Here is a 19,600-nt window from a genome sequence, read left to right as displayed (position 1 = left end):
TGTTTTAGAGGTTAGTAAAAAATGATAAGTCATAAGATCATCCAAATACCAGCTAAACCTTATGGGGTACATTTGATTACCAAGGAAATTACTAATTCATTGGAATTAAATGGATCGGGCATTCTTCATCTGTTCATTCAACATACGTCTGCGGCACTGGCCATCAATGAAAATGCATCATCAGATGTTTTATTCGATACACATGATTTTTTTAATGCCCTTGTTCCCGAAAACGAGCTTTATAGGCATAGTGAGGAAGGAGCTGATGATATGCCGGCACATATCAAATCTATATTGTGCAGTACCTCTTTAACTATTCCTTTTGAGGATAATAAATTATTGCTCGGTGTATGGCAGGGAATATACTTACTGGAATTTAGAAAAAAAGCTGGCCCTAGGAATATTGTGGTTAGTCAATGTTTTTGAATTAATTTTTTCTACTCTTCTTCATCAATTTGGACGTTAAAAGTGCTTGTTACTGTGACACGAGCTTTTTGGGCAGCATTTTTTCTTCATTGTTACTTTATTGATGGATTTTATAGGTCGGTGAGTCATTTATGAATATTGTGGATGCTGCAATAGTATGACTTTATAATTGTTTTTTACCCACGTTTAAGAAAGGAATCGCATGAAAGCTATAGGTTATTATCAATCGCTCCCCATCGATCAAGAGCAAGCCTTAGTTGATTTGGATTTATCTAGTCCTAAAACTACAGGTCACGATATTCTCGTTGCAGTTAATTCTATCGCGGTCAATCCTGTGGATACTAAAGTCAGACGTAGAACTCAACCTGAAGGCGGTATACCTCAAATTTTAGGGTGGGACGCAGCAGGAACAGTTATTGAGGTTGGCCCTGAAGCCTCCTTATTTAAACCGGGTGATGAGGTTTGGTATGCTGGGGATATCACTAGACCTGGATGTAATAGTGAGTTCCATTTGGTTGATGAACGAATAGTTGCTAAAAAACCTGAGTCTCTACGTTTTCAGGAAGCAGCGGCTCTGCCTTTGACTAGTCTAACCGCTTGGGAGCTTTTATTTGACAGGTTAGAATTATCCCCTAAATCTAAAGGCACTTTATTGATTACAGGAGCTGCCGGAGGGGTTGGATCTATTTTAGTACAATTGGCACGGCAACTGACAAACTTAACAGTTATCGGTACCGCTGCGCGACCAGAATCAATTGTTTGGATACTTAACAATGGAGCGCATCATGTCATAGATCATTCTAAAGATATGAAAGTCCAATTGCAGGAACTAAATTATCCGGAAGTAGATTGTGTGATTAGCCTCACTCATACCGATGAGCATGCCCAGTCATTAGTGGATGTGCTAAAACCACAAGGTAAATTTGCTTTGATCGATGATCCGCAACATGTGGACATGAGACTATTTAAGCCCAAGAGCATCTCTATTCACTGGGAAATGATGTATACCCGATCTATGTTTAAGACAGTGGATATGATCAGACAACATGAAATATTAACTGCAATAGCCCGTTTGGTCGATGAGGGGAGAATTAAAACAACAATCGCAGAACATATGGGGTTGATTAATGCCGCTAATTTGAGGACGGCTCATGCCTTGCTTGAAAGTGGCAAAGCGCGAGGAAAGATTGTATTAAGTGGGTTTAAATAGAGAATGAGCGTATAGGGGCATTATTGCCCCATTTTTATGCATTAGACTTTTTTCCAAACTCTACTGCAGCGGGAAATTGCTTCGTCGATACGGTATTCGAATCCTCATATACTGGCATGAACACTGCTGCTCTGCGCTCCGAGTCGCCTCACATCTACTTCTTGTGTTTCTGACGTCATAAGTGCTTTTGTTAGTTATAAAATTCAAAAAATAACTTGCATTATTTTATGATTTTTGATTGTTATTCGCTCAATTTTAATCAACATAGGGAATAATTACGTGGGGAAATTGGGGTTTAATACAAAAAACTATTGGAAACTTGGATTACAAGCGGTTAACGTAGCGGCATTTGCTTTATCGTATCCTAGTTGTTCGCAACTGAGTCGTCTACACAAACTTCATCCAGTTCACATAAAAAATCAATATTTCTAATAGACACAATATGTTGAATTTTGATCTATATTAATTATATAGGAATAATAAGAATACAAAACCAAGGACATATCATGAGCCATTTTCTGCTATTGTTTTTAGCAGTAACCTATTCTGGTTTCTCTCTTCCTCCTTTAGAGCCTATGCAGGAAAAATTAATTGCTCAAGGAAATATACTCATTAATGAGATACCTTCAGTCACTATGCCGCTTAGTGATATCAAAGAAATGCTGCATCAGGAGGCACCGGATTTAAGGGAGCCCGTGATTAATAAAGTGCTTACTACTTTAAAATGTGCCATGGAATATGATATTGATCGTAATAATATTTTAACCATCATTGATTATTCTCTGCCCTCCAATGAGAAACGTCTGTGGGTTTTTGATCTGAAGGCGAAGAAATTATTGTTTAATACCTATGTATCACATGGTATTAAGTCTGGAACATTACTAACTAATTATTTTTCGAATAAATTCAATAGCAAAGCCAGTAGTATTGGCGTGTATAAAACTGAGAAAGCTTATTATGGTCGTGAAGGACTGTCTTTACGTCTCGATGGTTTAGACGCAAGTTTCAATGATAATGCATCTAATCGTTCGGTGGTCATGCATGGTGGTTGGTATGTTGATGAACAATTCATCAAGCGTTATGGACGACCAGGTCGTAGTTGGGGATGCCCCGCACTACCTTTAAATCTTTACCAATCCATTATTAATACAATTAAAGATAGTTCTTTATTAGTGGCTTATTATCCAAGTGATGTTTGGTTTGAGAAATCAAAATTTTTGAATTGCGATAGAAGTAAAACTGCAGCAAAACCCGCGATTTTGCGCTCTGAAACCCCAGTATCTAATAGTGATGAACATAGAGAAGAAGTCCTTTTTGCTACCAGTGGCGGGATAAAACATGCGGATGATAATCCTATAGTAGTTATGTCAGCAGATGATTATGAGCGAATCTTTCATACTAAAGCCCCTTTAGATCGTATGTTAAGGCGGCAAATCAACCATGCAGAATACATTGCTTTAAGTAATAACGAATTTCACAATTTAGCAGTTCATAGTAGCGGAAATAATAAAGAGGCTTTAAATGCTATTAATTTTGTTGTGCCCGTTCTCATTATGGTAAGAGGATATTATGAAACCCAAATGAAAATTGTAGATATGGGAAAAATTAAAGATATTCGATTTAACGCTGACTCATCCAAAAATCAACCTGTAACCAGCTATTCGGTAAGTTTTGACACAAAACCCACCGTTAATTTGAGGGCTACTAATCGGTTTATCCGCTGGTTAGGGTTATAGGAATTTTATAGGGTATTGCGAAAGACGAGTGGAAACAGAAGCATCCAAACTAATCCCAAAACAATACTACTTGGCGTGCCTAAAGGAAAGATGGCTACTTTATAGGCAACGCCTCCTAAATAAACTGCTGGAAAAACTAATAAAGCAATAATCCATAGATAATGTTGCAATTGTTTGAGCAGGGAATTTAATCCAATACACAGTACACTAAAGTTTATCCAAAGGCCCAAAATCCATGGAGGAGCAAGGAATGGTTGCCAAGGGTTAAAATAAAAGCGAATAAAAGAAGAGAAACTGAATAAACTATCAACACAAAATCCAATAAAAGTCATGCAAAAGAAGAATTTTTTCCAAGTAGGCACTGACGATAAGTCACTGAAATAATACAATTGAATAGCACTGATCATTATTGAGAAGGCAAGGGCGAACCATGGCAAATTGTAAGAGGCCAAAATAAGGCTTCCGAGCCAGACGAGATAATAAGCTAAAATAAATAAAAAATTGTTCATTAGATCACAAATATTTAAAAAGGGCATATAAAAAGAAAAATGTTAACAGTCCCTCAAATCAATATCTCAATTAGGTACGCATTGACGTAATGGTGTCAGCGGTCATTCTATCAGAGGTTCAGAGGTATGGAGTTCACTCCATTGTATTTGCCTTCATTACTTTATTCTGCAGTATATTTTGTCAAACTTAATAAATCAATTTCAATATGATGCTTTTTGCTTGATTTTTCGTTGGATCATTTTGTTTATTGCCTTTTACCTTAAAATTTATGATAAATTTCTAGCGCGTAAGTCCAGTTTGCGTAGTAATTTAGTTTTTACTTCATGATTGATTTTTTTCTCATGCCATAAGCGCATTAATTCGGCTCGTTCTACCTCAAGAATTTTTAATGACAACAATATGGTGTTATTGGGAGCCATTTTTTGGGGGTGAATTTGTAATGTTTGACGACTTTTGATGTCCTCTTCTAATTGAGTTTTGTATTCACTGTAGAGGTGGATGCGAAATTTAATCTCTTCATCAAGTTTTTTATTATCTTTGGATAATTCTTTAAACTCCTCTAACCAGCGAAGTACCGCTTTATTTAATTCAAGTTGCGCTAAAACTTCACCAATTTGTTGGTTTAGCTGTTCTCGTCTTCCGTATTTCGTGATGCCTAATACCCGAAGTAGCCAGGGAAGAGTAAGGCCTTGGATTAGTAGGGTGGCAACGATAACCGCAAATACAAAAAGAATGACTAGATCTCGTGGATCTATGTTGCCAGATATTAACGGTAATGATGGCACAGCTAAAGCCGCGGCAAGCGAAATCCCACCGCGCATTCCAGACCAGGAAATAATAAATAATTCTTGCCAACGGGGAGAGGCGGCTTTTTTATTGTTTAGTAATTGAAAATTAGTCATATAGGTAGAACACCATACCCAAATAAATCGTCCTGCTATAACTACAAGCACAATGAGTAAACTATATAAAAAAATAGTTGTTGACGCTTCTGCTGAAAAACGCTCGAGAATATAAGGTAACTCAAGGCCAACCAATAAGAATAGAAAACTTTGCGTGATATATCCTAACGTAGTCCATACAGTCCGTATAGTTAACCGTACTTCCGCAGTGAATCGTTCTGAGTAGAAATGTCCCATCAGTAATCCACATACTACAGTGGCAATTACGCCACTACAACCTAGTTTTTCGGCTGGGATATAAGCCAAAAAGGGCGTTAAAAGGGAAATGAGTATTTGTAAAATGGGATCTTGGATCTTTAGTCGCAGTTCGCCTATTAAATAGGCCAATACAACGCCATAGAGTATTTCACCAGCTACAACAGCTACAAAATTAGTGACTACACTAAAAATAACAAATTGATGACTAATCACTGCTGCTAAAGAAAAGCGAAATAGGATTAAACTGGTCGCATCGTTAAACATTCCTTCGCCTTTCAAAATAGTGATGATGCGTTTAGGCAAATGAACTTTTTCCGCAATGGAAACGATAGCCACATCGTCCGGTGGCGATACGACAGCCCCTAAAACACAAGCAAGTGGCCAGCTAATATCAGGAAAAAGGTAGTGAACCGAAATTGCGACAAGAATGGTTATAAAGACTACATGGCCTATAGAAAGTAACAAGATAGGTTGAATGTGTTTAAAGACATCCCGTAATGAGGTATCGGCGCTAACTTGGTAAATTAATAAAGGAAGAAAAAGCTCTAAAACAAGATTAGGATTAAGATAAATATGTGGGAATGAGGGTATAAAGCTTAATCCCATGCCAATGAGCACTAGTAATAGCGATATGGGAATAGAGGATTTTTGAAATACTATGCCTACTAGGGCAATAATACCCAATAAAATAATGCCGACTTCAATCTGGTCCAAATTGTGTATCAAGAGGTAGAGAGCATAAAGTCAATCTAACAAATAAATGAATTTTAGGCAAAATTTATTATGTCATGTTAACCATTTAGTAATTTAGCGTGAGTTTCGGGTAAGGAGCTCAGATTTCACCTTAAGTTAATGAATTTATATACTCTGAAAGCGAGATACTTTGTCAGGCAATTTGTTGTCCGATCTACGGCGAGAGGAAGTCTTACGAAGACTTTGCCTGATATTTTTGCCATAGCGTGTACACTGGCCCTTCATGATTTAACAATTCCTGAGTTGAGCCGTCAGCTACAATAGTTCCATGATCTAGCATGATGATGCGATCGAATTTAGGCAACAAATGAAGTCTATGAAGTGAAACTATGAGTGTTGCTGAAGGAAAATTATCAATGACACCAGAAAGGATGGTTTTTTCTGTTGCTAAATCGACACTGGAGGTTGGCTCATCCATTAAAATTAATGAACTAGACCTCTTCGGGGCTGCTAATTGCTTCGTTGATCCAGCGCTCGAATCCTCCTCAGCGAGTTTCCGAGAGGGGCTATTGAATCGAGCAGCAAAAAGCCCCCTTGCCAAAGCCAGACGTTGTTTTTGTCCTACTGAAAGATTAAGCCCCTTTTCTCGAATATCAGTCTTAAGTCCTGAGGGGAGAGTTGCCAGCACGTTTGCAAACCCTGCTAAAGTTACTACTTGATCTATTTCAGAGGGTTGGGCATCTAAATCCATGGTGATATTAAAAGCGATAGTATTTTCAAAAATTTCCGGCTCTTGAGGAATGAGAGTGGTCATTGAGTGTAAGGGCTCTAGAGAATCAAATGTTATATCATCTATGGCCATTTGCACTGATTCTGGGGTGTAAAGACCAGATAAAATGTTCAGTAGGGTGCTTTTTCCTGCGCCACTAGTGCCAATAAGCGCTATTTTTTCTCCTCGCTTTAGGTCAAAGCTAATGGCGTGTATGCTGCCCCTTGAGCTATGGCTTGCGTGATGAAAACTAAGAGAATTAATTTTAATATGATGCCAATGGCTTGCCAACGAAGCTCCTGCAGAAGGGTGTGCTAATTGTTCTATATCATCTAATACAGGCTGCAACCCTCTAATATCAGTATCTTTGCGTACCAGATCACTATAATGAGCGCTTAGATTATAAAATACTTCGCTGAGATCCCACTGGTAACGGAATATCATGACTACTGTACCGATTAAAATCGTATCGGTGTGGCGCAAAATAAAAACGATATAGCCTATTAAAATAAGAGACTGGGTCATCGATAAAGCGATCCCCATAGAGAACCACTTCACTTCATTTAAAACCGCTTCCTTGTTGAAGAAGGGCCATACCGACATAATACGCTGCATTAAATTGGACCGAGTTAATTCACCCAACCTTAAGGTAAGTACTGTGGTCATATTACTGATATAATCAAAAAATACTGCACCAACATGGTTATCGATTTCATTTTCAGCTTCATACAAGGGGATAAGTCGGCGATCGAATAAAATAACAACTCCCGTTGCCAAAACACAGCTAAATAAACTGATTAAACCAACAGGCAAAGAAATCCACATTAAAAAGCCTATTGAAATAAAGAACTTGACTATGGTTTCTATATAAATGAATTGATCTTCGGCAAAGGTATGTAGGGCTGTGGCTGCTCGATTAACACGAGTAATAATATTCCCTGAGTGATGATCTTGGTGCCATTTTAAGGGAAGTTTGGTTAGCTGTTCATAAATAGTGATGCGAAAGCGTTGTTGAATTTTAAGGGCTACTTTACGTTCAAGAACTCGTGCAGGTCCATGGAATAGCCAGAATAGGGGAACCAATACAACACCAAATACCAGCCAAAAAATAACATTCCAAAATAGCTCAGGGGTGAAATGTTGTAACAAATCTATGGTTTTTCCGAAGGCATAAGGACTTAGACTCATAAATCCTTGGGCAATAATGAAAGCCAGATAATAACCTATGATGGAACGATGCCAAGGTGTACCATGATGCCATACGCTACGAATTAAACTAAAATAGGGATTTCTCATTATCTTTGATCTTACTTGGGAAATAATATGGTTTTGAGTTCGTCCTCAAAGCCAAAACAGTGCATATCTTTTAAACGTTGAGGGTACAAAATACCGTCTATATGATCGCATTCATGTTGTACTATTCGCGCATGGAATCCTTTCGCTTCTCGTGTAATCAGCGTACCACTCAAATCATAGCCGCTGTATTCAATATGATGGTAACGAGGAACAAGACCTCTAATACCAGGGACACTCAAACATCCTTCCCAGCCATCGATCATTTCATCTGAAAGCTTCTTGAATGAGGGATTGAGCAAGATAGTAAAAGGGACTGGCTTTTCATTGGGATAACGTGCGTTGGCCTCAAAACCAAACATAATAACCCTTTTATTGCATCCGATTTGTGGCGCAGCAATTCCTACACCTTGCATTTTTTCCATGGTGTCCTTCATATTTTGAATCAGGGTCAGTAATTCCGGATCAGCGGTTGTAGCCTGTTCTATGTGCTGAATGGGTAAGGAGGGGGTAGCCAACTGCTTGTTCCCCATTTTTACAATAGGTTGACTGGGCATATTTTTTATCCATTTGGATTGTATTGACAAGATAGATAATAAGATAAGCATGTTGCTTAGGGCAACGGAAATTTTATTAGGCCTCTTCCAAACTCAACTGTTGTGGGAAATTGCTTCGTCAATACGGTGCTTAAATTATGCACTCCGTGTTTCCTCGCACTTCCCGCACCACAGCGGGTTTGGAAAGGGGGCTATTGTTTTGTATTGCTAACGACCATCTCGTAGAGAAACAAAGCCTTTAATTTTTCCCAAAAATTTCCACCAAGAATGAATAAGCTAATGAAAAATAGAAAATCTAAGATAAAAATAGAGTGGTAATGATAGTTTTTCATGGGTATAGAGGAAAAATAATTAACATAAGGCATTAAAAAACCAGCGATAAAAGTAATTGAAAATAAGAGAATCCCTATTCTATAACGTGTACGACTGATTTGATTAACCATTACTGTTTGTTTTAGCCAAAAGAGAATCTGCGTTTTTAAGTATAAATACCCATCTTTACCCAAAATAACCACGGCCAGAAGCATTCCAATTTCTGGTATACCAAAAACTAATAAACCAGAAATAATTGTTTTTAAGACCGGTGATATACCGAGCATTAATATTGCTGGAATAAACAGAGGTGCAGCAAATGATAAGACAAACACAATAAGGCCACAAAGCAATTTTTTTCGTGGTATTTTTATTGGGTCTTCGCTGTTAGTTTCGTGTTGTTCATCATCGTTCTTGTTCATTTGCTAGGTTTTCTCTATGAGGGTGAACTCAATAGAGTATAACTGTTGTCAGGTTAAGGAATAAAGACCTTCCTAATATCCTTGAGCTTTAATCACGTTATAGAAACTATTTCCGCCCCCTCTTTTTGAGAGTCCTCTTCATTTTCAATAAGACTTCTGATCTTGGGTGCAATAAAATAGAGCAGCATCGCTGTAATGAAAGCCCAAAAACTTAATTGCTTAAATACTTTAAGAAAATCATCATTAGTGGCTAGAGGATTTATCGATTCTATTTTGGTCATAGCATTTGAGAGATAATGTGATAGGGAAGCCGCAACCCCGGTAACTAGCATCCATGTGCCCATTAAAACTCCTTGTAATTCTGAGGGGGCTATTCGTCCTATCATTGCAAAACCAATAGGTGCAATGAGTAATTCAGCCATGCCTTGTAAGATAACGTAACCTATTACCCAATACAGACCAGTATATCCTTGAGTATTAGAATACATAATTCCGCACGAAAGCAGAAAAAACGATAAGGCCAGTAAGAGAAAGGCAGCAATAAATTGCATCACTATCGTCGATTTATACCCTTTGATGATGAGTTTATTAATGAGCAGCGTAAGCAGTGGTGCACATAGCACTATAGCTAATGGATTAATATTTTTAACCCACTGAGTGGCCAATTCAAAGCCTAAAAAACTTCTATCCACATTATTTTTGATAAAAAGAGTTATGCCTACTGGACCAGTCAAATAAATCATCCAAAAAACTATAGAGCTTGCTGCCAAAATCAAATAGGCCATGATTTTTTGTTTCATTGCTGAGGATTTTTGTTTAAGTCCTATAGTAATCACTATAGAAAACATAATAAGACTAAGTAACACGACCAGCCCATTGCTAAGATGGGCTGAATGAAAACATAAGAACATGCTGGGAATAAGAAGCAGGGTAATGGTTAACCCAATTAGCTTTTTGTTGAGTAAGCGAGCAGGATCTTTGATTTGTATTAGTGGTGTATTTTTATCGGTAAGATAAGACCATGATTTGGTGATTAGCAATAAGGTGATGGCATTAGTCACCATGCACAAATAAAACAAGTATTGATATTGGTTGGAGTAATCAAAAAAACCACTGGCAATATAACCGGCACAAAAACCTATGTTCATGGCTCCATAACTTAGAATAAATGCATTTTCTCTGCGGTTATCCTCTGCGGTAAAACGCTGAGTCATCATATTGTTGTAGCACGTCGTATTCAGTCCACAGCCTACGAGAAAAAAACTAAGCCCTAAGTATAGGACGGATGCATGACTTAGGGCTAAAAATACTAATCCTATAGTTTGGATAATAATAGTGATAAAAAACAATGTTTTATTGCCAAGGTAACGACCACCAATCAATCCACCTAGTAATTGTAATAGGTAATTGAATGCTAAAAATAAGCCGACAATACTATTAGATAAGGTGTTGGATAGACCAATTTGTTTGGTGATATATAAGGGGAGAGAAGAATATAAAATAGCATATGAAAAAGTTGAGAATGCTTGAATAAAATAGAGAGAGGTTACTCCTTTAGGCATGGTCTCAATGGTTTTTAGCATAAATGGACTCAAAATCGGCTTTAATTGATGACTTTATCAAGAATTAGGTTATTTTGGCAAAATAAAAGCCCAATTCCGTATGACCATAATATCTCACAGGGTCACTAAATCCCCTTACTTAGTAGACCTCATTTAATCCATCAAATCGGCCATAGTAAGAAATATGCTGATTGTGTTTTCTGCTAGAGAGTAACAAAAGCGCGGTAAGTTTCCAGATGGCATTTGATGAAATTTACATGGAATTATTTTTCAAAACAAAATGATTATATTTTATTTATTATGTATAATGCCAGCCCTTAAAGGCTGGTTTGATCCCACCTATCCGGTTATATCTGACAAACAGTATCAATGAGTATGGAATTCAGCTACAAACTAGCGTAGCTCTAGCACTTAAGCTAATGATTACAGGGAGCATTTTAATGAATTGATAAAAAGACAGTGGTTCATATTGGAGGACAGCAATGTTGTATTTATTTAATAAAATTAAAGATTATATTTCTTCTCTAATAAGCGATTTATGGATGTATTGTTTTGGATACTCTATAAAAGAAGATGATGAACCACAACCAGAAGCTGTTACTGCAGATCAAACCGAAGTAGTTGCTCCATTGTCTCCTCCAGTAGAGGTGGGTAGTGCCTCACTCGATCTTGATAAGCAATCACAAATGGCAACTAAAAGCGACGGGGATAAAAAAACAAAATTCCGCCTCGATCCTAAAGCTCTAGAATTTTTTCCTTCTCATTATAAGGCAAACTTACCTAAGTCATTGACTATTAAAAGAAGTCAATTTCCTCCGCAGATGATCCAACTAATTGATGAGTTACGTGTTCAGTTTCCTGATGCTAAATTTTATCTCACTGGAGGTTGCCCAGCGAATATTCTTGATGCTCTAAAACCTAATGATTATGATATTTTGGTTATTAATGCAGATTTGGATTTGATTCAAAAATATCTGGAAACTAAGAAGATCAATTCGGAACGAAGAAGTAACAAATTTCCCATACTATTCTGTGATTTAGGGCAGGGAGTTACCCTGGATTTTTCTGTAAAAAAATGTGAACAGTCAAAGGATATAGGCAAAACATTAGAGGCAGACTATTTAACTCGAGATTTCAATTTAAACGCGTTGTATGTTGAGTTTACTGTAGAGAGTGAGTTTTCCGTGTTTAGTTTTTTCAATGCATTAAAAGCCCAGCAGGGAAAAGTAATAACCTCTGTTAGTGATCCTCTAGATGCGTTTGCTAAAGATCCTATCCGTTTATTTCGTTTGGCGAAATTATTAATTACTAATCCAACTTATAGTTTGGAATGGAAATTGCGGCAAGCGCTTAAGCAGATAGGCGAAGTTAAAGAAGGACAACCTCAATGGTTGTGGTTGTTTCAAGCATTTATCAAGGCAGAATTCGGTAATTGGAATAGACTAGATTATGCGATGAGAAAATTATTCGAGCGTTACAATTATCAAGAGATCAATAAAGCATTTGAAACAATGGGATTATTAACGGCATTTACTGATAATACCTATGACGATGTCGAACGGGCTTGCTCCAAAATTCCACTAGTTGGCTCAAGCAATAAATTTATTTATTGGATTTTAGCTAATGTGCTACAGCGATTTGAAAATGGAAAAGAACACCAGTTATTTTCATGGCATTCTATTCTTAATTTAAGTTATTATGAGGAGGAACTATTGGATTTTATATATGCTCAGGGGGCAAAACAGTCATTCGGGATCCATGTCGTGGCTCCTGAGATACAAGCTTTAATTGGTGGTTTTCAATTGTCTCCCGAAAATGAAGAGAAACAGCAATTGGTCATGAGCTAAGTTGGGCTATGTCCCCGTAATTATGTTTTAACGCAGTTTAACCCAACAATGCTGTTTCGGCTCAGCTATTTCCATTCTAGAATAATGGGGGGTTGGCGAGGAGGGGCTAATGCTTTTCTCGCTGGCCAGCCAAGAATAATTGGCGCAACGGCAGTCATTTTTTTAGGTATTCCTAACTCCTCCTTCCATTCAGGGAGATTTAGGGCAGGTATAGCAAAGCCAATCACGCAGGATGCAAGATCATAGGTAAGGGCCGAAAGCATTAGGTTCTCAGCGGCTAACCAGCAATCAGCATTAACATGGGGCCCTTTAAAACGACTGCATATCACAATTAGCGTTTGTGCATTGTAAAAAACATTAAATTCTTTTTGCTGTACTGTTTCAAGAACGTGGGCGAGTTGTAAATCTTTACTATTTTTGCTGTCCTTAGTTGTTATCTGTTTGGCGCTTTCTGATATGCGATCGAGTATGCGTTTATTCTGAATAACTACAAAGGCTCTGGATTCCTCATGAAGGGCTGAAGGGGCTTGTGTTGCTGCATCCAATAATTGATGAATAATAGCGGAATCAACTTTCTTCGGTAAATAATCCCTTACTGCCCGGCGATCGTATATGGCTTCTGTCACATCCATTTTATGATGATGGATTAACTCTGGATTTTCCATGGCTGGCTCCTAGCATGTCCGCTATAAACTGAGTTTTTATTGTTATACCTTAAATTAAAACTATAGTATAGCAAATTTGGAAGGGTATGAATTTTATAAAGTTCTGCAAATTAATTCCGTGGAAATAAACAAATAAATAGATGCGATGAAAAATGGGGAAGTATCCTCAAGGGAATTAAAAAAATAATAGTTTCTTATAAGGATTTAGACGGTTCGTCTAAATCCTTATAATGTAGATTTAGTTTTTCACTTCGCAAGTTATTTTTGTGCAGTCACGGCAATTTTGAGCTGCAAAAGAAAAGGATTTGTGTGAAGACCCTTGAGTTTTTGCCATTTTATCATCTGCAGCTTTATCTGCAGATGTATCGCTACTGCTCGCGTTGGTAGTACAAATCCATTGCGCATTCATGTCAGTGTGAGTCGCAGCAAAACTGACAGATGAGCTTAAAATAAAAGAAGCTATAATCAATTTTTTCATGATATGTCCTTATTTCATTTAATAATTAGTGTCTAGTTTCTTTTTGAAAATCTTTGATAGCTTTTTCGGCTTCATCTTTTGAGTAGCCATAATGCTTTTGAAGTATTCCATAGATTTCTTGATGTGTCCCTTCAATAACTTTAAGGTCATCATCTGTTAATTTACCCCAAGTTTTTTTCATTCGTCCCTTTATTTCTTCCCATTTTCCCTGAAATATATCTGTATTCATTTTATCCTCCTTGAGTTGAATAGTTGACGATTAAAGTATAGTACATTTTGTTTTGAAAGCGAGCTTATTTTAAAATATTAAGTCAAAAAATACATTTTATGAGTAGATGCATTCGACAGAGTTGCGGTAAATGGCTTAATCAATAATAGAGAAAATATTCCCTTTTTGTTCTATAATTTTCTAACAAAATGGTTAAAATTTGATTTTTTTGGACGCCATTTTAAGGAGGATATCATGGGATATATCATTGCATGGCTGCTAGGTGTTCCGGTGAGTTTATTAGTATTAATTTGGTTAATTTCTCACATTTAAAAAGAGGATATTATTATGATTACGGATGATCAAAAATGCTATAAAACAACCCTGACTCATATTTATTGGACAGCGATTTTGGCTGGGGCATTTGTCGGTGTAGGACTTGGATTTTTACTCAATATTTTTAGCATGGCAATTGGTTTAAGCGCATATACCGCAACTGCCAATGGTGCCACAGCTATTGCTATAGGAGGTATCTTAGGTTTATTAATTGGAGTTATTGCTGCAATGGGGACCGCTGGATTTGTTGCAGGCTATTTAGGTCGGTTCTATCATTGTTATTGTCATGGAGGGGTGCTTTATGGATTTATTACTTGGAGTATCGCATTGATGTTGAGTGCCATATTACTAGTGCCCATCGCTCATTATGTTGATTTTTATGAAGAAAATTTAAATCCCGCGTTAACTGCCCCCACTGAAGTGTCTAACACAAAAATGTCTGACACGGATGTAAGTGCGTCAGCTTCTGAACAAAAGGTAACGTCACAACAAACGCTGAATATGAGTTCTAAACATTTAGCTTGGAGTGGTTGGATTCTGTTTATTTTATTTTTTATTGGTGCATTATCCAGCTGTATTGGAGCTTGTTATGGAATGCGTTGTAAAAGAGAAGAACAGAATATAAGTTCTCCTTCATAAGGCACTTAAGTGTTATGGTTCTTAAAAAAAGGAGAGCATTCTCTCCTTTTTTAAGAACCACGACGTAGGAGCAATATAAGAATAACAATAAGAAGAGCTAAGCCTATACCTCCACTCGGATAATATCCCCAATCACCACTGTAAGGCCAAGTGGGCAATGCCCCTAATAGAAGTACAATTAAGATAACTAATAGAATTAATCTCATAATAAAATTCCCTTTTATATTATCCTTTAAAGCATAGGTGATAAATAAATGGATAATTTGATTTATTTTTATCCTGATACTAATATTTTAATAGATAGGAGGTATGTAAGTCTAATTTCAACGAGACAAGGAGTGTTAAAATGGAAAATAGAGGAATAGTCAAGTCAGGCGAAATTACTGGCGCTAAGGTAATAAATTCAGATCATGAAAAATTAGGGGAAATTGCAGAAGTAGTTATTGATAAACAATCAGGGCGGGTGAACTATTTAGTCCTGGATTTCGGTGGTTTTCTAGGATTTGGAAATAAATTCTTCGCTGTACCTTGGAATTTATTTTTATACAACAATCAAGATGATTGCTTTGTCCTTAATGTGGATAAACAACGTTTAAAAGATGCTCCTGGATTTGATAAAGATCACTGGCCAGATTTTTCTGCTGCAGAATTTACAACGACTATTAGTGGTTTTTATTCTGGGGATAAATTATAAAAGACCTCTTCAGAATAGTATTTATACTGAATTTTCTGCAAACCATCGTCGTGATCACACAAAAATTACTAATGATACTAAATAGAGGGAACGCGACTATAAAGGGTATAGTTGTGTTTCCTCTTATCAAAATAAGAGTTTTTTTATTTCTTTAAGCGGTTCTTGTGCTTTCCACTTAGGTATTGCAAACCATTCTTAATCTGAGGCCAAAATGCGATTGAGAGAATTAAAAAAGTAAATAAAAGTACAGCAATAACCATTTGTATTATAGGGAAATGTAATGCATCGCGAGCAACAAACCAGCTTGCAATGGCACCTGAAATAACAAAAAGAAATCTAATAAATAACTGAACCATTTTTTATTCACTCATGTTGGTTAATACATCTCGATAATTATTTTTCTAGATGGTTCACCTTTAAAATATTATTTCTCTATTGGAGTATCTGCAAATTCAGGGCTGATTCTTATAGGCACCTTAAGTGAGTTAGCAATAAAACACAGATTATGTGCCTCATCAAACAATTCCCGCATGGTTGTTTTATCTGGTTTGCTGCCTTGCTCAAATAAAACTATAGGACTTAAAACAATATCAGTGATGACTCGTTCATGTTCATTAATATGACAAAATCCTTGATCGAGATAGCTGTTCACAATATATTTTTTTTTGGAGCAAAGGGCTAAAAAGGTGAGGAGAAAACAACTGGAAAGAGAGGCAATTAATAGTTCTTCAGGAGAGTGGAATTGAGGATTACGGATAAAATTAGACGATGAATTAATTTCAATTTTAGGCCCACCATTAAAAAATACGGTATGTTTTCTATTATAAGTTCTATAATTAAAATCTTCTGTTTCACGTTCCCACTGAAGATGAATATTATACATCAGCATAATTTAATTCCTTATAAAGGCTTCATCAATTATTTGACCTCTTTCCAAACTCTATCGTGCTCTAATTTAAGTTTAATCCATTTGCTAGACTATTCCAGAAAAAAACAATTAAACGATAGATTCCAATATTTCCTGTACGATTATCTTATTTTCCCCCTCCATTTTTGCCTGATAGAGCGTTTTATCAACCTCTGCAATGATTTTTTGGATTGAAATTTGAGAGCCTTCGTGAATATATAATGCTCCCAAGCTTAATGTGATTTCATTGAAAATTTCTTTTTGCTGCATATCCTTCAGAGGAGCTCCTGAATGTGGCGCAATGCGTTATGCGGTGTCAAGAAAGCCTATTTAACATATTCTTTCTTAGGCACATCAAAATTATAAAGAACACCAAAAGCAACTTGGGCTGAATTAGGGAATATTTGAGTACTTTTTGTAACACCACCAAAGGGTTCAAAAGTCAAACTATCGATACTTTGATAATTGATTTGACTGTAATCCATCATCACAGTCAATCGCTCTGTTATATTTTGTCTGAGCCCTAATCCATAACGAATACCGTTACGGTTTTTTGTCGCACTTGCTATCGTTGGATCGGATTCGTTAATTTTTACTCGGCCATTGATGTAGCCGATTCGACCATAAAATAAGGTATTTTCAGTAAGAAAGAATCCAGGTAAAGCACTAATCCCTTCACTATTTTTAATCGTAAATGTTGTTTTAGAGAGTGTTCCATGAAGATATTCTTTGTTAGTTAATTTATATTCAAGAGAACTAATATTCGCATTAATCTCGCCTGCTAAATAAAAACGCTTATAATTCCAACCATATCCTGCGAATAAAGTGCCAAATACTCCTATACCTGAGAAATTTTCTCTATCGATAACATCAAAAGTACCTGGTCTTGTTACATGCGAATTTTGATTAAATCGCGCACCCTCAGGACCGACACCGGCACCAATATATAGCCCAGAAAAACATGGGGATGCTACCAGTAAAGACAGGGCACTGATGATCATGTTCTTTTTTGACATTTTATTCCCTTAAAAAGCGTTAATTTGAATCGCTCAAGAGAATAACCTATATGTTCCTATTTTGATAGAAGTAGAGCACATAGAGCATAGCCCACTAAACTTGATACAGCGATGCAAGCTCACTCGGCTTCAGTCATGTATTATTGATATAAATATTTTATTTACAATAGGTTAGAATCACAATCTCAATAATAGTGCTGAGGCAGGGAGCCTATAACCCGATGATTTACCCTCATTAATTTAAGTAATTATTTAAGCGGCCTCGGCCGAGGGGATTCGAAATATCTTAACTTAACGTCAGTTTTGGATAAGAAGCATATTAGATCCAGTCTCTATCTCGATCCGTTCGCTCTGAGGTGTCGCTTTAGCGACGTCTCGCAAGGGTTTTGGTACAGTGCCTAGCCTTCGGAGGGGCTAAAGCCCTCCTCAGGCCGAACGGGGCAAGGTAAAATCTGAGTCCCTTATCCGAAACTGACGTTAACTTAAGGGCAGTGATCCGATGATTAGGTCTAGATTACATGAAGTTCTGAACTACAACAGCAGCAGCGGCTACACCAGCTGCTACCAGAACTTCCCTGCTGGGTATATTTCTCTTAAAAAACTCATAATAACTAGTATGAGATGATTCTGAAGAGGATGTGGTTTCACTGGCTTTGGATGATGTTTGTTCAAGGGATAAAGTATCACTCGTTTTAGGCTGTACCTCTATAGAAGGTATCGTATCACTTGTTTGGCGTGCTACTTCTATAGGAATGGGAGATGACGTGTCGCTTGTAGGAGCGGAGATGTCACTTATTTCATTTGTATGAGGTGGTTCACTCAAAGGGACAATATTTAATTGAGGTTCTACTTGGGGAGGAGTATTGAGCGCAGAGAGTTCAGTTGCTCTTCTCATTTCTTCTTTTTGTTTCTCTTTTTGCATTTCTAGATGTAGTTCACCTAGAAGACTTACTTGCTCCTGTTTTAATTCCTTCGCTTGTTTTTGCAATTTTGCATTATAAGATACTGTAGTATGGTGGGGTATTAACTGGTTCAAATCCTGTTCTGCTTGAGTCAATTGTGTTTCAGCTTCTTTTAAGTTTTTAAGCTCAGTGACTTCAAAGAAAAACGAAATACACCAATAAAAGAATCGGACGAGAAAGAATTGATTGTTCCATTTATCAGTTAAGATACGATGGTTTTCTGTTGCTAGCTCAAATGCAGATGATTTTTGTTCAAGAGCATCAATTTTATTTTTTAATGAATTTCTTTTATCCTTTAGTTTTTCCAGGGATTGTTCTAGTGTCGTTATTTGCTCCGATTGGCCAAGAAGGCCTATTTCATCGGAATGCGGTGGATTTGCTACCACTGTAGCTAATTTCTTAGCCAATAGGACGTTTGAAGCCACAGGTACTAGAGTCGGCACAGGGGGGATATACCCTACCTCTTCTTCTAAAACAGAAGGTATATTGTTTGACGGTTCTTCGGGTTTATGAACCATCTCTGATATCCTGGCGACATAATCTTTACCTGACTCGCTTGCATTTTTCAATAATAATGCTTCGTCTATAGTGATGTTTTGTTTTTGGCAATAGTGACGAATGGCATCTAGCAATATTTTTGCTTTAAGCTCCATTGTAGCTTTCTTTTCATTGATACCGTCTATTACCATTTGTCTAAACCAATTGATTGAGCCTTGATAGCTGACGTTTTGGTAATTAGATAAATGTTGGTAATACACGATGGCGAAAATTAGATTTTCTCTAGTATTGATTTTAGGCAAATGAAATGTATATTCCTTATCAGCGCCATAAGTCACTGCTGGTCCAAATTGCTCAGACTTTGCTGTAAGCTCACCGGTTATCCCTTTTATTTCCATAAGCCCCAAGTTTTCTATGGTTGCACCCAGTGCGCTCAATTCTATCGCGGTCTTAATTTGTTTGGTGTATTCTTCGTCTTGAGTTGATGCTCGAAGATTATCAATACATTCCTTAAATTGTTCCCAATATGCAGTCATTGAAATCATGGCAAATGATTCTCCCAAAATAGTAGTGTTTTTTAAAAATATCTTTTATTCGTTCCCTTGAATAGATATAGATATTTTTTTGTACGGCCTAGAAGTAAAAAATTTTTTGAATTATAACCTATTTATAACCTAATAGTAATATTTTTTGACAAAAG

General features: G+C 36.9%; 21 protein-coding genes. 6 read left to right on the top strand and 15 right to left on the bottom strand.

All coding sequences use genetic code 11. From position 1 onward, the window contains the following. Window positions 1–21: 21 nt before the first annotated feature. The 3 genes from LFA_RS14085 to LFA_RS14075 all read left to right on the top strand — a co-directional run bounded on the left by LFA_RS14085 (window position 22) and on the right by LFA_RS14075 (window position 3,372). Entirely contained in the window at window positions 22–426 is a 405-nt protein-coding gene (locus LFA_RS14085; protein ID WP_045096743.1) for a secondary thiamine-phosphate synthase enzyme YjbQ, read from the top strand. A 202-nt stretch (window positions 427–628) separates the two neighbouring features. Then, the gene (locus LFA_RS14080) at window positions 629–1,636 is read left to right on the top strand and encodes a zinc-binding alcohol dehydrogenase family protein (RefSeq protein WP_045096742.1); all 1,008 of its coding nucleotides are present in this window, start codon (window positions 629–631) and stop codon (window positions 1,634–1,636) included. A 506-nt stretch (window positions 1,637–2,142) separates the two neighbouring features. After that, window positions 2,143–3,372 carry a murein L,D-transpeptidase catalytic domain family protein gene (locus tag LFA_RS14075; protein ID WP_045096741.1) on the top strand — a complete coding sequence of 410 codons (1,230 nt, stop codon included), beginning with the start codon at window positions 2,143–2,145 and terminating at the stop codon, window positions 3,370–3,372. A 5-nt stretch (window positions 3,373–3,377) separates the two neighbouring features. On the opposite strand, the gene LFA_RS14070 is transcribed toward LFA_RS14075, so the two are convergent. From LFA_RS14070 to LFA_RS14045, 6 genes are all read right to left on the bottom strand, one after another. Next, window positions 3,378–3,881, bottom strand: coding sequence for a DUF2878 family protein (locus LFA_RS14070; protein ID WP_172653478.1), 504 nt, complete (start codon window positions 3,879–3,881; stop codon window positions 3,378–3,380). Between the two features lie 267 nt (window positions 3,882–4,148). Then, window positions 4,149–5,756: a Na+/H+ antiporter gene (locus LFA_RS14065; protein ID WP_045096739.1), complete on the bottom strand. Its 1,608-nt coding sequence runs from the start codon at window positions 5,754–5,756 to the stop codon at window positions 4,149–4,151. 211 nt (window positions 5,757–5,967) lie between these two features. Then, window positions 5,968–7,800: an ABC transporter ATP-binding protein gene (locus tag LFA_RS14060; protein ID WP_045096738.1), complete on the bottom strand. Its 1,833-nt coding sequence runs from the start codon at window positions 7,798–7,800 to the stop codon at window positions 5,968–5,970. Between the two features lie 11 nt (window positions 7,801–7,811). Beyond that, complete coding sequence (gene def / locus LFA_RS14055; protein WP_045096737.1) at window positions 7,812–8,354, bottom strand: peptide deformylase; 543 nt, start codon at window positions 8,352–8,354, stop codon at window positions 7,812–7,814. 191 nt (window positions 8,355–8,545) lie between these two features. Next, window positions 8,546–9,088: a hypothetical protein gene (locus LFA_RS14050; protein ID WP_045096736.1), complete on the bottom strand. Its 543-nt coding sequence runs from the start codon at window positions 9,086–9,088 to the stop codon at window positions 8,546–8,548. 92 nt (window positions 9,089–9,180) lie between these two features. Further along, window positions 9,181–10,671 carry a peptide MFS transporter gene (locus LFA_RS14045; protein ID WP_157010373.1) on the bottom strand — a complete coding sequence of 497 codons (1,491 nt, stop codon included), beginning with the start codon at window positions 10,669–10,671 and terminating at the stop codon, window positions 9,181–9,183. Between the two features lie 461 nt (window positions 10,672–11,132). On the opposite strand from LFA_RS14045, the gene LFA_RS14040 reads away from it, so the two are divergent. After that, window positions 11,133–12,497 carry a nucleotidyltransferase family protein gene (locus tag LFA_RS14040; RefSeq protein WP_045096735.1) on the top strand — a complete coding sequence of 455 codons (1,365 nt, stop codon included), beginning with the start codon at window positions 11,133–11,135 and terminating at the stop codon, window positions 12,495–12,497. A gap of 65 nt (window positions 12,498–12,562) precedes the next feature. On the opposite strand, the gene LFA_RS14035 is transcribed toward LFA_RS14040, so the two are convergent. From LFA_RS14035 to LFA_RS14025, 3 genes are all read right to left on the bottom strand, one after another. Next, entirely contained in the window at window positions 12,563–13,162 is a 600-nt protein-coding gene (locus LFA_RS14035; protein WP_045096734.1) for a nitroreductase family protein, read from the bottom strand. A 238-nt stretch (window positions 13,163–13,400) separates the two neighbouring features. Next, entirely contained in the window at window positions 13,401–13,640 is a 240-nt protein-coding gene (locus LFA_RS14030; RefSeq protein ID WP_045096733.1) for a hypothetical protein, read from the bottom strand. A gap of 25 nt (window positions 13,641–13,665) precedes the next feature. Continuing rightward, window positions 13,666–13,869 carry a CsbD family protein gene (locus LFA_RS14025; RefSeq protein ID WP_045096732.1) on the bottom strand — a complete coding sequence of 68 codons (204 nt, stop codon included), beginning with the start codon at window positions 13,867–13,869 and terminating at the stop codon, window positions 13,666–13,668. A gap of 327 nt (window positions 13,870–14,196) precedes the next feature. Between LFA_RS14025 and LFA_RS14020 the strand changes: the two genes are divergently transcribed. After that, window positions 14,197–14,823, top strand: a complete 627-nt coding sequence (locus LFA_RS14020; RefSeq protein WP_045096731.1) for a hypothetical protein — start codon at window positions 14,197–14,199, stop codon at window positions 14,821–14,823. Window positions 14,824–14,873: 50 nt separating this feature from the next. On the opposite strand, the gene LFA_RS19580 is transcribed toward LFA_RS14020, so the two are convergent. Next, window positions 14,874–15,029: a DUF3309 family protein gene (locus LFA_RS19580; protein ID WP_084602196.1), complete on the bottom strand. Its 156-nt coding sequence runs from the start codon at window positions 15,027–15,029 to the stop codon at window positions 14,874–14,876. A gap of 140 nt (window positions 15,030–15,169) precedes the next feature. On the opposite strand from LFA_RS19580, the gene LFA_RS14015 reads away from it, so the two are divergent. Then, window positions 15,170–15,517: a PRC-barrel domain-containing protein gene (locus tag LFA_RS14015; protein ID WP_045096730.1), complete on the top strand. Its 348-nt coding sequence runs from the start codon at window positions 15,170–15,172 to the stop codon at window positions 15,515–15,517. A 143-nt stretch (window positions 15,518–15,660) separates the two neighbouring features. Here the strand turns inward: LFA_RS14015 and LFA_RS14010 are convergent, their stop codons facing one another. The 5 genes from LFA_RS14010 to LFA_RS18980 form a co-directional block, all read right to left on the bottom strand. After that, on the bottom strand, window positions 15,661–15,873 hold the full coding sequence (locus LFA_RS14010) for a hypothetical protein (RefSeq protein WP_045096729.1): 213 nt from the start codon (window positions 15,871–15,873) through the stop codon (window positions 15,661–15,663). A gap of 68 nt (window positions 15,874–15,941) precedes the next feature. Continuing rightward, window positions 15,942–16,406, bottom strand: a complete 465-nt coding sequence (locus tag LFA_RS14005; protein ID WP_045096728.1) for an OsmC family protein — start codon at window positions 16,404–16,406, stop codon at window positions 15,942–15,944. Between the two features lie 108 nt (window positions 16,407–16,514). Then, entirely contained in the window at window positions 16,515–16,694 is a 180-nt protein-coding gene (locus LFA_RS14000; RefSeq protein WP_045096727.1) for a diguanylate cyclase, read from the bottom strand. Between the two features lie 56 nt (window positions 16,695–16,750). After that, entirely contained in the window at window positions 16,751–17,440 is a 690-nt protein-coding gene (locus LFA_RS13995) for an outer membrane protein (protein ID WP_045096726.1), read from the bottom strand. 514 nt (window positions 17,441–17,954) lie between these two features. Then, entirely contained in the window at window positions 17,955–19,445 is a 1,491-nt protein-coding gene (locus tag LFA_RS18980) for a hypothetical protein (protein WP_052673980.1), read from the bottom strand. Window positions 19,446–19,600: the final 155 nt, after the last annotated feature.

It is taken from the genome of Legionella fallonii LLAP-10, assembly GCF_000953135.1.
Lineage (GTDB): Bacteria > Pseudomonadota > Gammaproteobacteria > Legionellales > Legionellaceae > Legionella > Legionella fallonii.
This window is presented reverse-complemented; position numbering and strand designations above follow the sequence as displayed.